Origin of the sequence: Herbaspirillum frisingense (assembly GCF_047325095.1) — a bacterium.
Lineage (GTDB): Bacteria > Pseudomonadota > Gammaproteobacteria > Burkholderiales > Burkholderiaceae_D > Herbaspirillum > Herbaspirillum frisingense.
This window is the reverse complement of record NZ_CP168558.1, coordinates 4,800,203-4,818,382: the sequence shown is the minus strand read 5'-3', so window position 1 is coordinate 4,818,382 and position 18,180 is coordinate 4,800,203. Positions and strand designations below refer to the sequence as shown.

The window sequence follows — 18,180 nt, the reverse complement described above, 5'->3', positions numbered from 1 at the left end:
GGGAATCTTTCTAAGTAGGTTGTAACGAAAACAGAGGCGGTAGGTACGGCAAAACACCAGCGGGATTGCAGCGTGAAGCAATGACCCTAGGGGACTGCAGCGGCACGCCAGAGGGGGCGTGCACGAAGAAAGACTAACAGAGCCCTGAAATTTTTGACAGTGGAAAATTGCACGCTTTTGCTCCTCTCATGCGCGGGCCTGCAGCCATGTCCTGCAGACCCGCATTGGCTTCAGTTGTTCCATGGAGTGGGTGCGGGTACCTCGCAGGGCGCCGGCATGTCGATGGTCTTGAAGTCGGCCGGACTGACGATTTCCAGGTACTCCATGTCCGGTGAATAGTCGAACAGGAAGTGCACGATGCCCGGTCGCTGGTGCACGCAGTCGCCGGCCTTGACCAGCGTGACCTCGGTGTCGTACATGAAGCGCGCCCAGCCCTTGAGCATGATGACGATGTGGAAGTTGGCCTCGTGCCGATGCCATCCGGTGCCGGTCTCGGGTGCCATGTTGGCCTTGACCAGCTGCGCTACCACCTGGCCGCCGGTGGCTGCGGCGATGCCCAGGTCGCGGTAGAGGAAGAAGTCGCGCAGTCCGCCCGTTTCATAGGGCGTGTCGCCCTCGCTCACATGCGAGAAGGTGTTTTGCGCCAGTACGCTTGCATCAGCTACGGTATTCATCACATCCATCCTTTCTGCGGTCTCCCGCAATGGGCCTGCGACAAAAACGGGCGCGACTTCAACTACGGCTGCGCCCTAGAATTCCACGTCGAGCTCGTCGATATCCTCCGGCTCCTTCTTGGCGGCGGTGATCCATTCCTGCATCTCCGGCATGGCCATGATGCGCTTGGCATAGGCGGTGCAGACGGGATCGAGTTTGACGTCATAGGTCATGAAGCGCGTGACCACCGGGGCATACATGGCATCGGCCATGGTGCGTTGTTCGCCGAACAGGAAAGGCCCGCCGTACTTGGCCAGGCATTCCTTCCAGATGGTGGTGATGCGCACGATGTCGGCTTCCGCGCGCGACCACACCTTGAAGTTGGGGAAGTGTCCCTTGAGATTCATCGGCAGCGCTGCGCGCAGGGCCGAGAAGCCGGAATGCATTTCGCCGCAGACCGAGCGGCAATGGGCGCGGGCGGCCAGGTCGGAGGGCAGCAGCTTGGCGCCAGGGCGGATTTCGTTGAGATATTCGGCAATGGCCAGCGTATCCCATACCAGTACATCGCCATGGTGGAGGCTGGGTACCAGGATGGAGGAAGACAGGAGCAGGATCTCTGCCCGTGCCGACGGGTCGTCCGGCGGCACGATGTCTTCCTCGAAGGAGAGCCCTGCGAACCTGGCCATGAGCCAGCCGCGCAGGGACCACGAGGAGTAGTTCTTGCTGGTGATGCGCAAAGTCGTCTTAGGCATGTCAGTCCTTTTTCTGTTTTGTGCAGGTTGACTTTGGGCACGCTGCCGCGTGAGCGGCGGTGTCATCTTCATCATCTTGATCAGCCCTTCCTGTCTGCGCGTCAGGAAAGGCACAGGCCGGTCACCGGCATGCGAGGGGATTGCTTGCAAAGCTTGTGCCAGCTCGCGGGAAATGCCCGCCTGCCCGACCGCGGGGTTTCCGTGCGGCCATCAATGCCGGTGCAGGGCCGGGAAAAGCGGTGGGCGGCGGCGTTTGCGGCCCATCGATGGCACGGCAATGGCACGACAATTGCATCCCGTGGTCAGCGAGCGGCAGTCAAGGAAACCAAGAAGAGACACTCCCGAGGGCGGCGTTTTCATGATCAATACCTATCAGCTCTACCAGAACTACGCCGACGCCACCGATCCACTGCGGGCCTGTGCCCGCATGATGGCGCCCATGCTGGGCATGACCTGGCCCGGCGTGCCGGCCCAGCCCTATCTGCGAAAGATGGCGTCGGCCTGCGAGGTCTTTGCGCGCACGCAGCTGACCCATACCCGCCCACCCTTCGCCATCGGCGAGGTGGTCGACGGTGGACGCACAATTGCGGTGCACGAGGAAGAAGTCGCCGGTACGCCCTTCTGTGGACTGCTGCATTTCCGCAAGGAAACTTCAGCTCATCAGCCCAAGGTGCTGGTGGTGGCGCCCATGTCGGGCCACTTCGCCACGCTGCTGCGCGGTACCGTCAAGACCTTGCTGCGCGACCACGACGTCTACATCACCGACTGGCGGAATGCACGCGACATCGCCCTGGAGCATGGTCCTTTCGGCCTGGATGAATACGTTTCCCATGTGATCCAGTTCCTCACCGAGCTGGGGCCGGGCGCCCACCTGCTGGCGGTGTGCCAGCCCACGGTGGCGGCGTTGACTGCGGCAGCGGTCATGGCCGAGGAAAACCATCCGGCCCAGCCGCGCACCATGACCCTGATGGCGGGGCCGCTGGATACCCGGGTCAATCCGACCGCCGTCAATGCGCTGGCCAAGAGCAAGCCTATCGCCTGGTTCGAGAAGAACATGATCAGCACCGTGCCGGCACGCCATGCGGGTGCGGGGCGGCGCGTCTATCCGGGCTTCGTGCAGCTGGGTGCGTTCATGAACATGAACCTGAACCGCCACGTCGACGCCTTCCGCAAGCTCTACCATCATCTGGTCGAGGGCGAGGAGGCGCAGGCGGCGCAGATCAAGGATTTCTACGAAGAGTACTTCGCCATGTCCGACCTGCCGGCCGAGTTCTACCTGGAAACGGTGCGCACGGTCTTCCAGGAACATGCGCTGCCGCTGGGCAAGCTGACCTATCGCGAGCGTGTGGTGGAGCCACGTGCCATCCGTCGCACCGCGCTGTTCACCATCGAAGGCGAGAAGGACGACATCTGCGCCGTCGGCCAGACCGTGGCCGCACAGGAAATGTGCAGCAACATCCGGCCCTATATGCGCATGCACCATGTTCAGACGGCGGTCGGGCACTACGGCGTCTTCAATGGCCGGCGCTGGGAAAACGAAATCTATCCGCGTCTGCGGGATTTCATTAATATGCATCACAGGTGAGCCTTCGGCGCCTGTCCCGTCTTGTTGAAGACCTGGTTTTCCGGATCAGAAATCCAGGTTGTCGCAGGCCGGGCACTTACAGTCTCACTTACACTCACAGCGAGGTCGCCCTCAGGATGTCTTCAGAAAAGTAATCAGGCGGTAAGAAAAACAAGGTATGCATGACAGAGCTCTGCGCCTGTCACTGCATGTCGCCAACAACCAAGCCCTGTGCTTGAACCATTGCTTGTCGTAAAGGAATTCCATGTCGATCCACGTGGCCCTGAACCATGTCACCTCTTACAAGTACGACCGTGCCATCAACCTGGGACCGCAAGTCATCCGCTTGCGTCCCGCTCCGCATAGTCGTACGCGCATCCTGAGCTATTCGCTGCGGGTTTTGCCCGAGCCGCATTTCATCAACTGGCAGCAGGACCCGGAATCAAACTACCTGGCACGCCTGGTGTTCCCGGAGAAGACCACTGAATTCAAGATCGAAGTCGATCTGGTGGCCGAGATGTCGGTCATCAATCCTTTCGATTTCTTCCTTGAGCCGTATGCCGAGCAATTCCCCTTCGAGTACGCCAAGGACCTGCAGAACGAACTGATGCCGTACCGGCAGAAGCTGCCGCTGTCGCCGCTGTTCAAGAAATTCCTGGACAGTGTTCCGCGCGAGAAGGTGGGCAGTGCCAACTTCCTGGTGGCGCTGAACCAGAAGCTGGCTTCGCACATCGGCTACACCATCCGCATGGAACCGGGCGTGCAGACGCCGGAAGAAACGCTGGAACTGCAGTCCGGCTCCTGCCGCGATTCGTCCTGGCTGCTGGTGCAGTTGCTGCGCCACCTGGGGCTGGCGGCGCGTTTCGTCTCCGGCTACCTGATCCAGCTGACGGCCGACCAGAAGTCGCTCGATGGTCCTTCCGGCCCCGAGGCCGATTTCACCGACCTGCACGCCTGGTGCGAGGTCTACCTGCCGGGTGCCGGCTGGGTGGGGCTGGACCCGACCTCGGGCCTGTTTGCCGGCGAAGGACACATCCCCTTGTCCTGCACGCCGGAGCCGGCGTCGGCCGCGCCGGTGAGTGGCCTGGTCGATCCCTGCGAAGTGGAGTTCGAACACCTGATGTCGGTCAAGCGCATCTGGGAAGCGCCGCGCGTGACCAAGCCCTATACCGAGGAGCAGTGGGCCGCGATCGAACAGCTGGGGCATGCCATCGACGCCGACCTCCAGACCAATGACGTGCGCCTGACCATGGGCGGCGAGCCGACCTTCGTTTCGCTGGATCATCCGGACGAGCCGGAATGGAATACCGCCGCCATGGGGCCGACCAAGAAGCCGCTGGCGGCCGAGCTGTACCACCGCATGCGCGACAAGTATGCGGCACAGGGCCTGCCGCACTTCGGCCAGGGCAAGTGGTACCCCGGTGAGCAACTGCCGCGCTGGGCGCTCAATTGCTACTGGCGTCGCGATGGCGAGCCGATCTGGATGAACCCGGCTCTGATCGGTGACGAGACCAAGCCCAACGTGACCGACAAGATCGTCACCAGCCACTTCCTGCACCGCGTGGCGCAGCGACTGAAGGTGGATGGCAAGAACGTCTTCCCCGCTTACGAAGACGTGTTCTACTACATGTGGCGCGAGCGCCGCCTGCCGGGCAATGTCGACCCCTTCGACTCGCGGGTGGATGACAAGCAGGAACGTGAACGCCTGATGCGCATCTTCACGCAGGGCCTGCAGAGCGCCGTGGGGCATGTGCTGCCGCTGGCGCGACGCGATGATGGACGCGGCTGGCAGAGCGGGGCGTGGTTCCTGCGCAGCGAGCGCTGCTATCTGTATCCAGGCGATTCGCCGCTGGGTTATCGCATGCCGCTGGATTCGCTGCCGTGGGTCAAGGAAGGGGAATACCCGGCGGTGTATCCGGCCGATCCCGCCCAGAGCTTCCGACCCTTGCCCAGCAATACTGAGATCCGTCGTCAGTTGGGTAGCCCCCAGGAGCCAGGTGGACGCGTTGACAGGGCAAGCAGTATGGGAGCGGCCATCGGCGGGGGCGCTGAGGGCAAGATCGGCACTGCTGGTACCGTCGGTAGGGAAACGACTGCCACCCAGGCGGCGCCGGCCAGCTTCGAGTCGGCCAACTGGATCACCCGCACTGCACTTTGCGCGGAAGTGCGCAATGGCGTGCTCTACCTCTTCATGCCGCCACTGTCGCAACTGGAACATTATCTTGAACTCGTGGCCGCCATCGAGGCCGTGGCCGAGGAACTGAAGCAGCCGGTGCTGCTGGAAGGCTACGAGCCGCCCAATGATCCACGCCTGCGCAAGTTCAGCGTCACCCCCGACCCGGGCGTGATCGAGGTCAACATCCAGCCGGCCAACAACTGGAGCGAACTGGTCGAGCAGACCACGCACCTGTACGACGCTGCCCGCGCCTCGCGTCTGACGACCGAGAAGTTCATGCTGGATGGCCATCACTCCGGCACCGGCGGCGGCAACCACATGGTGCTGGGCGGCATCACCACCAGCGATTCGCCATTCCTGCGCCGGCCGGACCTGTTGCGCAGCCTGATTTCCTACTGGCACAACCATCCCTCGCTGTCCTACCTGTTCTCGGGCATGTTCATCGGTCCGACCTCGCAGGCGCCGCGCATCGACGAAGCGCGCAACGACTCGACGGTGGAAATCGAACTGGCCTTTGCCGAGATGGACAAGCAGGTCGCCAAGGGGGATTGCCCCCCCTGGCTGGTGGACCGGCTGTTGCGCAATCTCCTGATCGACGTCACCGGCAATACGCACCGCGCCGAGTTCTGCATCGACAAGATGTATTCCCCCGACAGTGCCACCGGTCGCCTGGGTCTGCTGGAATTGCGCGCCTTCGAGATGCCGCCGCATGCGCGCATGAGCCTGACCCAGCAACTGCTGCTGCGCGGCCTGGTGGCGCGTTTCTGGAAGGACCCGTACAAGCCGGCGCGCCTGGTGCGCTGGGGAACCGAGCTGCATGACCGCTTCCTGTTGCCGCATTTCATCGAACAGGACTTTGCCGATGTGATGGCCGACATGAACGAGGCCGGCTATCCCATGCGCGCCGAGTGGTTCGCGCCGCACATGGAATTCCGTTGCCCCAAGATCGGCGACTATGCCGTCAAGGGCATGCAGATCGAATTGCGCACGGCGCTGGAACCCTGGCACGTACTGGGCGAGGAGAACAGCGGCGGCGGTACCGCGCGCTATGTCGATTCCTCGCTGGAGCGCCTGCAGGTCAAGGTCAGCGGCATGGCCTCGGATCGCTACGTGCTGACCTGCAATGGTGTCTCGGTGCCGTTGCAGCCCACCGGCACGGTCGGACAATTCGTCTCGGGCATACGTTACCGCGCCTGGCAGCCGCCGTCGGCGCTGCATCCGACCATCCCGGTGGATTCACCGCTGACCTTCGATCTGGTCGATACCTGGAACGGCCGCAGCCTGGGCGGTTGCCAGTACCACGTGGTGCATCCGGGCGGACGCAACTACGAGACCTTCCCGGTCAATGCCTTCGAGGCGGAAAGTCGCCGTCTGGCGCGCTACTTCCGCATGAACCATACCCCGGGAAAATTGCGAGTCACCCCGGCGCGGCCGTCTATCGAGTTTCCTTTTACGTTAGACTTACGCTACTTCTAAAACTGAGCCGGGCGCGGCGTCTTGCCGCCTCTGGCGCTGCGCGATGCAGGCCGTCGCGCAGCGCAGCCTGGCCGCCAATGACCTATGCACCAGCGTCTACTGGAGAGCTATTCGGTAGCCAGCGATCGTTTCGACGAGATGCTGGCGGCCGACGGCCGCCTGCGCCCGCACTGGCGAACGCTGATCGACCAGCTTGAAAACCTCTCGCCGGAGATGTTGCGCCGGCGTGCCAACGAGGTGCGTGACGCCATCGCCTCCGATGGCGTGACCTACAACGTCTATGCCGATCCCAAGGGCGCCAATCGCCCATGGGAGCTGGATCTGCTGCCACACCTGGTGTCCTCGGAAGAATGGGATTTCCTGGAGCGCGCCGTAGCGCAGCGGGCGCGGCTGATGAACGGCCTGCTGTCCGATATCTACGGGCCGCAGTCGTTGATCGCCGAGGGTCTGTTGCCGCCGGCGCTGGTATTCGGCCAGCACGGTTACCTGATGCCCTGCCATGGCTGGCAGCCGCCGGGCGGCGTGCATCTGCATGCCTATGCGATCGACCTGGCGCGCTCGGCCGATGGCACCTGGTGGGTGGTCTCGGACCGTACCCAGGGGCCGTCCGGCACCGGATATGCGCTGCAGAACCGCCAGATCATGGCGCGTGCCATGCCGGAGGCGCTGCGCGACATGCATGTGGAGTCGCCGCATCGCTACTTCCATACGTTGCGCGCGATGCTGACGCGCCTGGCGCCGTCCGAGGGCGAGGTGCCGCTGATCGTGCTGCTCACCCCCGGTCCCTACAACGAAACCTATTCCGAACACGCCTTCCTGGCGCATACGCTGGGCTTTCCGCTGGTGGAAGGGGTGGACCTGACGGTGCGTGGCGAGCAGGTGTTCCTGAAGACCCTGAATGGCCTTCGTCGCGTGCATGCCATCCTGCGCCGCATGGACGACGACTACTGCGATCCGCTGGAGTTGCGCGCCGATTCGGCGTTGGGCGTACCGGGGCTGACGCAGGCGGCGCGCCTGGGCAATGTGGTGATCGCCAATTCGCTGGGCAGCGGCGTGCTGGAGTCGACCGCGCTGCACGGTTTCCTGCCGGCGATCAACGAGCGGCTGTTTGGCGAGCCGCTGATGCTGCCTTCGGTGGCGTCGTGGTGGTGCGGTGAAAAACCTGCGCTGGATTACACACTGGCGCATCTCGATGATCTGGTGATCGTGCCAGCGTTTTCCTCGATGCGCATGCAGCCGGTGTTCGGCCATGCCCTTACCGGCACGGCGCGCCGGCGCCTGATCGAAAGCCTGCAACTGCAGCCGCACGCCTATGCGGCGCAGGAATGGGTGCGCCTGTCGCAGGCACCGGTGATGTCGCGCAGCGGTGACTATCGCCTGATGAACCGCACCATCAGCCTGCGCGTGTTCGCAGTGGCCGATGGCGAAGGCGGCTACCAGGTGATGCCGGGCGGCCTGACCCGGGTGGCGCCGCGCCAGCGGCGGGATGTGGTGTCGATGCAGCAGGGGGGCACCAGCAAGGATGTGTGGGTGTTGCGCGAGGCGGAGCAGTGGGCGCCGAGTGCTGTGGAGGTCGTTCAGGGTGTCAACAACGTCACCGTCATCAAGGGCACGGTCGATGTGTCGTCGCACTCTGGTGAAAACCTGTTCTGGATGGGGCGCTATTCGGAGCGGGTGAAGAATCTCTCGCGCCTGTTGCGGACCACGCTGGAATACACCCTCGATGGCCAGAGCGAAAGCCGGGGCATGCTGGGTAGCGTCTCGTGGATCTGCAGCCAGCTCGGCGTGCAGATGCCCAAGTCGGAACCACGACCGACCATCACCGGCCTGCAGCAGAGCCTGCAGGCGGCGGTGATCGACCCGTCGGTGCCGGTCAGCGTGGCCACGCAATTGCGACAGCTGGCCAATGCCGCCTATCAGGTGCGCGAACATCTTTCGCTGGACAACTGGCATGCGCTGACCAAGATGCCGGCCATGGTGCAGGAACGCATCCATACCCCGGCTGCGGCCCAGCATGTGCTGGGCAATGTGATCGATGCCTGTTCCGGACTGGCCGGGCATGCGCTGGACGACATGACGCGCGATGCCGGCTGGCAGTTCCTGATGGTGGGCCGTCACATCGAGCGCATGGCCAACATGGCCGCGCTGTTCGACAACTTCCTGCGGCTGCCGCCGCAGCGCCAGACGGCGGCGCTGTCGTGGCTGCTGGAGGCGGCCAGCAGTATCGTGACCTATCGGGTGCGCTATCGCCGCACGCCGGAATGGCTGCCGGTGTTGCACCTGCTGGTGTTCGATGTCAGCAATCCGCATGGCATGGCCTACCAGTTCCGCATGCTGCAGCAATACATCAGCGATATCGCCCAGCAGCTCGGCCTGCTCAGCATGAGCATCCCCACGCACCTGTCCAGCCAGCTGGAGGCGATGAACCTGAACGAATTCGCCCACGATCATCCCAACATGGAGCAAGCCAATGCACGCCTGGTGCAACTGATGCGCGATGCGGTCAGCGGCGGCTACATGCTCTCCGATGACCTGTCGCGTCATTACTTCACGCCGCTGACCGCACCGGTCAGCCAGGGGGTCTGAGATGAGTGCGGATAGCCAGCGCGTGGTCTATCGCATCCACCACCAGACCCATTACGGCTATGCGCTACCGGTACGCCTGTCGCATCAGGTGCTGCACCTGACACCACGCGAACTGCCCTGGCAGCAGTGCCTGTCGCATACCGTCAACGTGCTGCCGGCACCCCAGCTGGTGCGCAGTTATGCGGACAATTTCGGCAATATCATCAAGGCTTTTTCCCTCGATACGGACCACACCAGCCTGGATGTGCAGGCCGATTCCTGGGTCGCGTTGACACCCCGTGGCCAGCCGCAGGAGAGTATGGCCTGGGACGAGGCGGCGATGTTGATGGCCTATCACGGCGGGCGGATGATGGCGCCGGGGATGCTGGACGCATCCAACTTCCTGTTCGAATCCTCGCACGTGCGCATCAAGCGTGAATTCATCCGGTATGCGGCTGAGTGCTTCGTGCCGGGTGTGTCGGTGGTGGAGGGGGTACGTGCGCTGATGATGCGTATCCATGAAGAGTTCGCGTTCGATCCGACTGCTACCACTGTCTCCACTCCGGTGACCGAGGTCTTCGTCAACCGGCGCGGGGTCTGCCAGGACTTTGCGCACCTGATGCTGTCCTGTCTGCGCTCCATCGGCCTGGCGGCGCGCTATGTCAGCGGCTATCTGCTGACCGAACCGCCACCGGGGCAGCCACGCCTGATCGGCGCCGATGCTTCGCATGCCTGGGTGTCGGTGTATTGCCCCGACCCCGCAGGGGGCGAGGGCAGCTGGGTCGATGCCGATCCGACCAATGGCGTCTTCCCCGATACCAGCCATATCACGCTGGGCTGGGGCCGCGATTTCCTGGATATCTCGCCGCTGCGTGGTGTCCTCATCGGCGGCGGCCAGCAGACCATGCAGGTGGCGGTCACCGTCATGCCGGGCGAAGAGGCGCGAGGGCTGCAGCTGTCGATCTGAGGTGATGCTCCGCGCTCAGGGCGTGCGGATATGGTCGATCAGCGCGATGGTGGCCTCATCCGGTGGCGGCGTGAGCAGGCTGACGATGACCATGGCCGCCATGCCCACCGGCACGCCAAAGATGCCCGCCGAGATCGGTGCGATGTGGAACCACTGTCCCGCTGCACTGCCGCCGAATGACGGGTTGGTGTGCAGCATGTAGTACACGCACATCAGGAAGCCGCACACGATGCCGGCAATCGCGCCGGCCTGGTTGGCGCGTTTCCAGAACACCCCCAATACCAGTGCCGGGAACAGCGTTGAGGCGGCCAGCGAAAACGCTGCGCCCACCATCGACAGGATATCGCCCGGCTTGAGCGAGGCCGCGTAGGCTGCCAGCAGCGCCACCACCAGTAACAGCAGCTTGGAAATGGTCACCCGCTTCTGGGTCGACGCACTGGGGTCGACCACCTTGTAATAGACATCGTGCGAGAGCGCATTGGAGATGGTCAGCAACAGGCCGTCGGCGGTCGACAGCGCCGCCGCCAGGCCACCTGCAGCCACCAGGCCGGACACGAAATAGGGCAGGCCGGCAATCTCGGGCATGGCCAGCACGATGATGTCGCCATCCATGGAAATCTCGCCCAGTTGCACCAGGCCGTCGCGGTTCAGGTCATTGATGGAGAGCAGCGGATTGAGCTTGTCCATGTTGCCCCAGTAATAGACCCAGTCCGGCAGGTGGCTGTAGCTGCTGCCCACCAGCGAGGTATAGATGTCGTACTTCACCAGCACCGTCAGGGCCGGCACGGTGAGGTAGATCAGCATGATGAAGAACAGGGTCCAGAAGACCGAACTGCGCGCGCCGGCCACGGTGGGCGTGGTGTAGTAGCGCATGAGGATGTGCGGCAGTGCCGCCGTGCCGAGCATCAGGCAGAACACCAGCGCCAGGAAATTGTTGCGCTTGATGTCGGAACTCTGTTTGTCGCGCCCGGGGAAGGGTTCGGTCTGCGAGACCGGCGGTTGCGCCCGGGCCAGGTTGGCGGCGCGTGCTTCGGTCCATTTGCGTTCGGCTTCCTCGGGCGACTTTGGGTAGGCCGACAGCGTGCGACTGGCGGCCTTGATGTCGGCCAGGGACGCGTGCACATCACGGCGGATCTGGTCGGCCTGGTTCTGCGCTTCCACCCGGCCATCGAGCCAGGATTGCGGCAGGTTGCGCAGCCGCCGTTCGTAGTCGTCGGCGCGGGCCTGGAAGATCTGGCGGACTTCCTTTTCCTTGGGGTCGTCTTCCAGCTTGTGTTCCATGGCGCTGAGCTTGGGCAGCACCGTGCCGTAGGCCACCGGCGGCACCGGCACCGTGGCGTGCTTGGCGGAGAGCCAGATCACCGGGATCAGGTAGGCGAACAGGATGATGATGTATTGCGCCACCTGGGTCCAGGTGATGGCACGCATGCCGCCCAGGAAGGAGCACACCAGGATGCTGGCCAGCCCGAGGAAGATGCCGATGGAAAAATCGATGCCGGTGAAGCGCGAGGTGATCAGGCCCACACCATAGATCTGCGCCACCACATAGGTAAAGGAGATGAGGATGGTGGCCGCCACCGCGAGGATGCGGATGAGGTTGACGCCATGGCTGCCGGCGCGGCCGGGATAGCGGGCAGCGAGGAAGTCGGCGATGGTGTATTGGCCGAACTTGCGCAGGTAGGGCGCAATCAGCAGTGCCACCAGGCAATAGCCTCCGGTCCAGCCGAGGATGTAGGCCAGGCCGTCGAAGCCCTGCAGGTAGAGGCCGCCGGCCAGGCTGATGAAGGTGGCGGCCGAGATCCAGTCGGCGGCGGTGGCCATGCCATTGAAGAGTGGCGGCACGCGCCGTCCGGCCACATAGTATTCGGGCACGTCGGAGGTGCGGCAGACCACGCCGATGCCGGCATACAGACCGATGGTGACGAACAGGAACAGGTAGCCGATCCAGGAACGTGGCATGCCTTCGCGTTCCAGGATGGCCAGCACGCACAGGAAGGCGATGAAGCCCAGCGTGTAGAAACCGTAGTAGCGGCACAGGCGCCGGAAGAAGTCCTTGTTACTCTCCATGCCAGGGCTCGCCTTGTTCACGTCTGACCAGTTGTTCGATGCGCCGCATGCGCCGTACGTAGATGACGACGATGGCCAGGTAGATCAGCATCATGCCCTGTGCCGCCATGTAGAAGGAGATCGGCCAGCCGAACAGGTGTACCTGGTCCAGTTCGCGGGCGAAGTAGATGAAGAAGAACGTGGCCAGGAACCACAGCGCCAGCAGCCATCCGGTCATGCGGCGCGTGCGGTGCCATTGGTTGCCGGGGTCGAGGGGAGGGGAGCCGTGGTCCATGTCAGGTGATGTCGTCTAGGAAAGGCGTATTGGGCATCATGCGAAAGCTCACGCGGAACAGGCTGCCCGGTTGTTTGGGATCGGTGCTGCGCGGGTTGTGGGTGATCTCGACGGCGGCATCGTGCTGCTGGGCGATCTCGCGCACGATGGCCAGGCCCAGGCCGCTGCCGGTGCTGGGTGTGCCGAGGATGCGATAGAAGCGCTCGAACACGTTGGCGCGCTCGGCGGCGGGGATGCCGGGGCCGTTGTCTTCCACTTCCAGGATGGCCAGGCCGCCCCCTTCGTCGGTGCGGGCGCGCACGGTGACGCGGCCGCTGCCGTCATGCGGCGTGTAATGCAGGGCATTGTCCAGCAGGTTGGACAAGAGCTCGCGCAGCATGATGGCGTTGCCGGTGATCATGATGGGATGGTTGGGCTGCTCGAAACCCAGGTCGATGCGCTGGGTGAAGGACATCGGCACCCACTCCTGCACCACGCTGCGGGCCAGCTCGTTCAGTTCCAGCGCGGCCATGCCGCCGGACTGCGATTGCTGGTTCTCGGCGCGGGCCAGCGACAGCAGCTGGTTGACCAGGCGGGTGGCGGTCTCCGAACTCTTGGCCAGTTGTTCCAGCGAGCGACGCACATCCACCTGATCATCCTGGCGCAGGGCCAGTTCGGATTGCATGCGCATGCCCGCCAGCGGGGTCTTCATCTGGTGTGCGGCGTCGGCGATGAAGCGCTTCTGGATGGCGATGGTCTGCGACAGGCGCGCCAGCATGTCGTTGAGCGACCGGACCAGGGGCGAGATTTCCTCGGGCACCTGGCCGGAGTCGATGGGTGAAAGGTCATCCGGCCGGCGCGCGCGGATGCGCTGCTGCAATTCGGACAGAGGCGACAGGCCACGCGAGAGTGCGAACCACACCAGCGCCAGTGCGACCGGCAGGATCACGAACTGCGGCAGGATCACGCCCTTGATGATTTCGTTGGCCAGCTGGGCGCGCTTTTCCAGGGTCTCGCCGACCTGGACCGTGGCCAGTCGCGGCTCGCGCTGCGCGGCGCGCTGGGCCGGACTACGACGCAGGTCCACCTGCAGCATGGCGATGCGCACATCGCTGCCGTGCAGGATGTCGTTGCGGAACTGCACGGTGCCGATAGTGCTGCGATCTTCTTCGGCCGGTGGCTGCGGCATGTCGACGTCGCCTTCCACATATTCGCCGTTGGGGCCGGTGACCTTGTAGTAGATGTTGTCGATGTCGTCGGCGCGCAGCAGGTCGCGGGCCGAGACCGGAAGGCGCGCGACCACCTTGCCGTTGACTTCGGAGACCTGCTGGGCGAGCACGGTGACACTGTCTTCCAGGGCGCGGTCGAAGGGCTGGTTGGCGATCGATTGGGCGATCAGGTAAGTGATGGCGATGCTCATCGGCCACAGCAGCAGCAGCGGGGCCAGCATCCAGTCGAGGATTTCACCGAACAGCGAGCGCTGGATGCGCTCCACCGGTTGCGTGGCGAGGGCGGCGCGCCGCTTCTTGCGGGGTGTCTGGCCGGGCTGGGCTTCGGGGTGCGTCTGCGGCTCGGGCGTGGGGGACGCTGCGGAAGAGGGATCACGCGCTGTCATGACGGATCAGCGCAGGCGCGCGTGCGATGTGTGAGGGGGAGGGCGCCGGCTCAGGCCACGCTGTTGGATGCCACCAGCGGTGCGGTACCGGCTTCGGGGAGTTTTTCCAGGCAATAGCCCAGCCCGCGCACGGTAGCGATACGCACGCCGCCGACCTCGATTTTCTTGCGCAGACGATGGACATAGACCTCGATGGCATTGTTGCTGACTTCCTCTCCCCATTCGCACAGGTGGTCCACCAGTTGTTCCTTGGAGACCAGGCGACCCGTGCGTTGCAATAATACTTCCAGAAGTCCCAGTTCCCGCGCCGATAATTCCAGCATCTGCTCGCCGATATAGGCAATGCGACCGACCTGGTCGAACGACAGCGGGCCGTGCTTGATCACGGTGGGGCCGCCACCGGCGCCGCGCCGGGTCAGGGCACGCACCCGGGCTTCCAGCTCCGAGAGGGCAAAGGGCTTGGCCATATAGTCGTCGGCGCCCAGGTCCAGGCCCTGCACACGTTGCTCGACGGAATCGGCGGCCGTCAGGATCAGCACCGGCAGGCGCGAATTGCGCGCGCGCAGGCGGCGCAACACTTCCAGGCCGGACATCTTGGGCAGGCCCAGGTCCAGGATCAGCAGATCGAAGTCCTGGGTCGACAGGGCCGAATCGGCTTCCACGCCATTCTTGACACAATCGGCGGCATAGCCGGAATGGCGCAGGGACCGGGTCAGACCGTCGGCCAGTACGCTGTCGTCTTCAGCAAGGAGGATGCGCATAGGAATCGGTCAGCGAGTCGGACTCGGCTGATTTGTCTCGGATGGTTGAATTGTTATGGTAATTTTCCTTCATATTCCACTAATTCAATTGCCAATGCAAATCAGGGAAATCCTGATAAACCGGGCAGCTTGATGCGCCGATCGCATGAAATGTAACAATTCCGGGATAGCGCATTGAACTATGACGCTTTGGCCTTATAGTATCGAGGCCGGCAACATTTACTTGCTGCCAGCGCAATTTTTGTTGATATAATTTCTCGCATCATTTGCTGGAAAATCTGATGAAACGTTTGTGGGTCCTTCTGCTGATCTGTCTGTTACCGGTGCAAGTTTTTGCAGCGGTGCTGACGTACGCCAGCTCGATGGCCGCAACCGATTTCTCCGTCCCGGTGCCGGCGCACGCCACCGTGGCGGTGCAGCATCTTGCTGCCAAGACCGTTTCCCTGGCTGACCATGCCGCTACCGACGACCAGTCGCACGCCGTGGTGGCCGACGCCGCCGTCAATGACGATGACGGTGCCGGTTATGCCGACAGCGGTGAAGATTTTTCCACGCACGCGGGCATCGGCGACGAACCCGTGCTGATCCAGTCGCTGGCCGTCGTGCCGCAAACCTCACGTCTGGCGCCCGCTCTGCGTAGCGATGCCGCCATGCAACCTCCCTTCCTGCCCCGCGCAGGACGTCCTCCCCGGGCCTGATCCCGTCGCCTAGCGCGACTGTCCTGCCGCGCCCGCTGAATTGCCCTTGAACCCCTGAGGCCACGCGTGTTGCGAGTGCAGCGACATGCGCGTTCGCGACCTGCGCCTGCCTGCGCCGGCGCTGAACCAGCCAGGGTACCTCACCAGTTTTACGAATTACGGCCGATGTGACCGCATCACATCATCAGAATCCTCTAGGAGAAAGCATGAAAAAAGCATTTGTCGCGCTGATAGTGGCGGTGATGACGCTGTCTGTTGGCATTTCGACCGTCGAAGCCAAGCGTCTTGGCGGTGGCGGCTCGATCGGCAAACAGTCCTCCGGCGCCAGCCGTCAGGCGCAGAGTCCTGCCCCGATGCAACAGAACCAGGCCGCTGCCGCCAAGCCGGCCGCGCCTGCCGCCGCACCGGCTGCTGCCGCAGCCAAGCCGAGCATGTGGAAGGGCCTGCTGGGTGGCGCGCTGCTGGGCCTGGGCCTGGGCGCACTGCTGTCGCACTTCGGCTTGGGTGGCGCCCTGGCCAGCATGATCAGCACCATCCTGACCGTGGCCCTGATCGCCCTGGCGATCATGTTCGTGATCCGTCTGTTCCGTCGCAAGCAGGAAGCTTCGCAGCCGACGCCGGCCTGGGCTGGCGCGGCGCCGCAAGCCTCTGACAATGCCTCGGCCACGCCCCAGATCGGCTCGATGTTGAAGACCGGCGAAGCACCTGCAGCTGCACCGCAAGGTGGTTTCGGTGGCGGTTTCGGCAATGCCGAAGCGGTCCCGGCCTACGGCGTCCCGGCGGGCTTCGACACGGTGGGCTTCGTGCGCAATGCCAAGACCTATTTCATCCGCCTGCAAGCGGCATGGGACAAGGCCGACATCAACGACATCCGTGAATTCACCACGCCCGAAATGTTCGCCGAGCTGCGTCTGCAGATCCAGGAACGCGGCGCTGCTTCCAACCAGACCGATGTGGTCTCGCTGGATGCTGAAGTGCTGGGCGTGGAGACCGTGGGCAATGATTACCTGGCCAGCGTCAAGTTCTTCGGTTTCATCAAGGAAGATCCGACTGCTTCGCCTGCCCAGTTCGCCGAAATTTGGAACCTGTCCAAGCCGGCTGCCGGCCAGGGTGGCTGGGTGCTGGCAGGTATCCAGCAACTGGACCCGGTGTCGGCGTGATCGCAGCACCACAGTCCATGAAGTTCATGTAGCAAGTATCAGTTTGAAGTATCAGTTTGGCGCGGAAGGCGGCGGTTAGTGGATGAGCGTCGCCAGTCCGTTTTACCGCCGGCTTTTGCCGGCGGTTTTTTTTGTGCATTCCACGCCAGTCGTTTTTCAGGAAGTGTTCCGCAAATACGCTGTTTCCCGTCTTGAGCTGTTTCGTACCGACATCCCATCCTTGCCTTGAGCAAAAAAAAGCACCGCATCAGCGGCGCTCGTTTCATTCATCCCGTCTATCCTGCCTGTGCTTTTCGCGTCGGTGGGCACGTCCTTCCGAAAGCGGAAACAGCAGCGCCACCACAACCAGAAAAGCCAGCAACAGAAGGGTGATGCGATCCAGGCCGTCCATGGTCAGCCTTGCCCCGGTGTCCAGATCGCGACATCGCTGGAATTGACCTTTCTGGGTAGCAGGCCGGCGGCGAAGAAGGTATCGGCGATACGTTGCTGTTCGCCCAATGCATCCAGCCTGATGGCGCGCACCTCATAGCTGCGCCGGCTGTTGGCCAGGGCGATGGTCTGTGCATCAAGCCCCCAGAGCGGCGCCAGGAAGGCAGCCGTCTGGTCGGGCTGTTGCTTGGCCTGTATCCCTGCCTTCTTCAATTCATCGAACACTACCTGGAGGACATCCGGACGCGCCTGGGCAAAGCTGGCGGAGGCCAGGTAGTAACGCTGATAGTCTGCCACGCCGCGCCCATCGGCCAGAATGCGCACCTGCGACTGCCGCTGCACACCCGCCAGGAAGGGATCCCAGGTCACCCAGGCATCGACGCTGCCACGTTCGAATGCAGCGCGCCCATCGGCTGGCGACAGATAGGCGGCATCGACATCGCTGAATTTCAGGCCCGCCTTTTCCAGGCTGGCGATCAGCAGATAGTGCACGCCGGCGGCCTTGGTCACCGCAATCTTCTTGCCCTTGAGTTCGCTCACCTGGCGCAGCGGCGAATCGGCGCGCACGACGATGGCCTGGGCCGATGGCGAGGGTGATTCCTGTGCCACATAGGCCAGCTTGGCCCCGGCCGCCTGGGCGAATACCGGTACGGTATCGGCGACGTCGGCACTGAGGTCGATACCGCCGACATTGAGCGCTTCCAGCAGCGGCAGGCCACTGGTGAACTCGTGCCAGCTGATCTTCGCGCCGGACGGTCCGAGACGCTTTTCCAGTGTGCCATTGGCCTTGATGATGGTCAGCAGGGTGGATGACTTCTGGTAGCCGATGCGGATGGTCTTGTTATCGTTCTGGGCCTGAGCATTCGGCTGCAGCAGCGCACCCAGGCCGAGCGCGGCCGGTGCCAGGCCGAGAAAATGTCTTCGTCGCATGGATTCGTTCTCGTGAGATAGGGAAGGGCGACGCCGCCTGTGAACGACCCGGATGGGGCCATACCCGCGTAGCGGCGCGACAAACCAGCACTCTAAGCACGAAGCCCGGGTGA

Annotated in this window: 14 protein-coding genes; 6 read left to right on the top strand and 8 right to left on the bottom strand. The window is 63.4% G+C overall.

From position 1 onward, the window contains the following. Window positions 1-230: 230 nt before the first annotated feature. Together ACEOAC_RS21955 and ACEOAC_RS21950 are read right to left on the bottom strand one after the other, a co-directional pair. A complete protein-coding gene (locus ACEOAC_RS21955) occupies window positions 231-674 on the bottom strand; it encodes a cupin domain-containing protein (RefSeq protein WP_006461770.1) in 444 nt (147 codons plus the stop codon). A 75-nt stretch (window positions 675-749) separates the two neighbouring features. Then, entirely contained in the window at window positions 750-1,406 is a 657-nt protein-coding gene (locus ACEOAC_RS21950) for a glutathione S-transferase family protein (protein ID WP_006461769.1), read from the bottom strand. A 358-nt stretch (window positions 1,407-1,764) separates the two neighbouring features. Here ACEOAC_RS21950 and ACEOAC_RS21945 point away from each other — a divergent pair, with 358 nt between their 5' ends. From ACEOAC_RS21945 to ACEOAC_RS21930, 4 genes are all read left to right on the top strand, one after another. Then, entirely contained in the window at window positions 1,765-2,991 is a 1,227-nt protein-coding gene (locus ACEOAC_RS21945; protein ID WP_413443830.1) for a polyhydroxyalkanoate depolymerase, read from the top strand. Window positions 2,992-3,235: 244 nt separating this feature from the next. After that, window positions 3,236-6,622 (top strand): DUF2126 domain-containing protein, encoded by a 3,387-nt coding sequence (locus ACEOAC_RS21940; protein ID WP_413443829.1) that lies wholly within the window; start codon window positions 3,236-3,238, stop codon window positions 6,620-6,622. Between the two features lie 84 nt (window positions 6,623-6,706). Continuing rightward, window positions 6,707-9,208: a circularly permuted type 2 ATP-grasp protein gene (locus ACEOAC_RS21935; RefSeq protein WP_077237417.1), complete on the top strand. Its 2,502-nt coding sequence runs from the start codon at window positions 6,707-6,709 to the stop codon at window positions 9,206-9,208. Window position 9,209: 1 nt separating this feature from the next. Continuing rightward, window positions 9,210-10,154 carry a transglutaminase family protein gene (locus ACEOAC_RS21930; protein ID WP_006461764.1) on the top strand — a complete coding sequence of 315 codons (945 nt, stop codon included), beginning with the start codon at window positions 9,210-9,212 and terminating at the stop codon, window positions 10,152-10,154. Window positions 10,155-10,169: 15 nt separating this feature from the next. Here ACEOAC_RS21930 and ACEOAC_RS21925 read toward each other — a convergent pair whose 3' ends face one another. Genes ACEOAC_RS21925 through ACEOAC_RS21910 form a run of 4 tightly spaced genes read right to left on the bottom strand, consistent with a single transcriptional unit; the run spans window position 10,170 to window position 14,850 of the window. Beyond that, window positions 10,170-12,221, bottom strand: a complete 2,052-nt coding sequence (locus ACEOAC_RS21925; protein WP_413443828.1) for a sodium:solute symporter family protein — start codon at window positions 12,219-12,221, stop codon at window positions 10,170-10,172. Beyond that, window positions 12,211-12,495 carry a DUF4212 domain-containing protein gene (locus ACEOAC_RS21920; protein WP_039874156.1) on the bottom strand — a complete coding sequence of 95 codons (285 nt, stop codon included), beginning with the start codon at window positions 12,493-12,495 and terminating at the stop codon, window positions 12,211-12,213. Before ACEOAC_RS21920 ends, ACEOAC_RS21925 begins: the two co-directional genes overlap by 11 nt. Window position 12,496: 1 nt before the next feature. Beyond that, window positions 12,497-14,089 carry a sensor histidine kinase gene (locus tag ACEOAC_RS21915; RefSeq protein WP_241811286.1) on the bottom strand — a complete coding sequence of 531 codons (1,593 nt, stop codon included), beginning with the start codon at window positions 14,087-14,089 and terminating at the stop codon, window positions 12,497-12,499. 50 nt (window positions 14,090-14,139) lie between these two features. Beyond that, window positions 14,140-14,850, bottom strand: a complete 711-nt coding sequence (locus ACEOAC_RS21910) for a response regulator transcription factor (protein ID WP_006461758.1) — start codon at window positions 14,848-14,850, stop codon at window positions 14,140-14,142. Window positions 14,851-15,131: 281 nt separating this feature from the next. Here ACEOAC_RS21910 and ACEOAC_RS21905 point away from each other — a divergent pair, with 281 nt between their 5' ends. Both ACEOAC_RS21905 and ACEOAC_RS21900 read left to right on the top strand, forming a co-directional pair. Beyond that, window positions 15,132-15,548, top strand: coding sequence for a hypothetical protein (locus tag ACEOAC_RS21905; RefSeq protein ID WP_102661690.1), 417 nt, complete (start codon window positions 15,132-15,134; stop codon window positions 15,546-15,548). Window positions 15,549-15,754: 206 nt separating this feature from the next. Further along, window positions 15,755-16,708, top strand: a complete 954-nt coding sequence (locus tag ACEOAC_RS21900) for a Tim44 domain-containing protein (RefSeq protein WP_006461756.1) — start codon at window positions 15,755-15,757, stop codon at window positions 16,706-16,708. A 262-nt stretch (window positions 16,709-16,970) separates the two neighbouring features. Here the strand turns inward: ACEOAC_RS21900 and ACEOAC_RS21895 are convergent, their stop codons facing one another. Both ACEOAC_RS21895 and ACEOAC_RS21890 read right to left on the bottom strand, forming a co-directional pair. After that, entirely contained in the window at window positions 16,971-17,099 is a 129-nt protein-coding gene (locus ACEOAC_RS21895) for a hypothetical protein (protein WP_413444468.1), read from the bottom strand. 2 nt (window positions 17,100-17,101) lie between these two features. Beyond that, window positions 17,102-18,067 carry an aliphatic sulfonate ABC transporter substrate-binding protein gene (locus ACEOAC_RS21890; protein WP_413444467.1) on the bottom strand — a complete coding sequence of 322 codons (966 nt, stop codon included), beginning with the start codon at window positions 18,065-18,067 and terminating at the stop codon, window positions 17,102-17,104. Window positions 18,068-18,180: the final 113 nt, after the last annotated feature.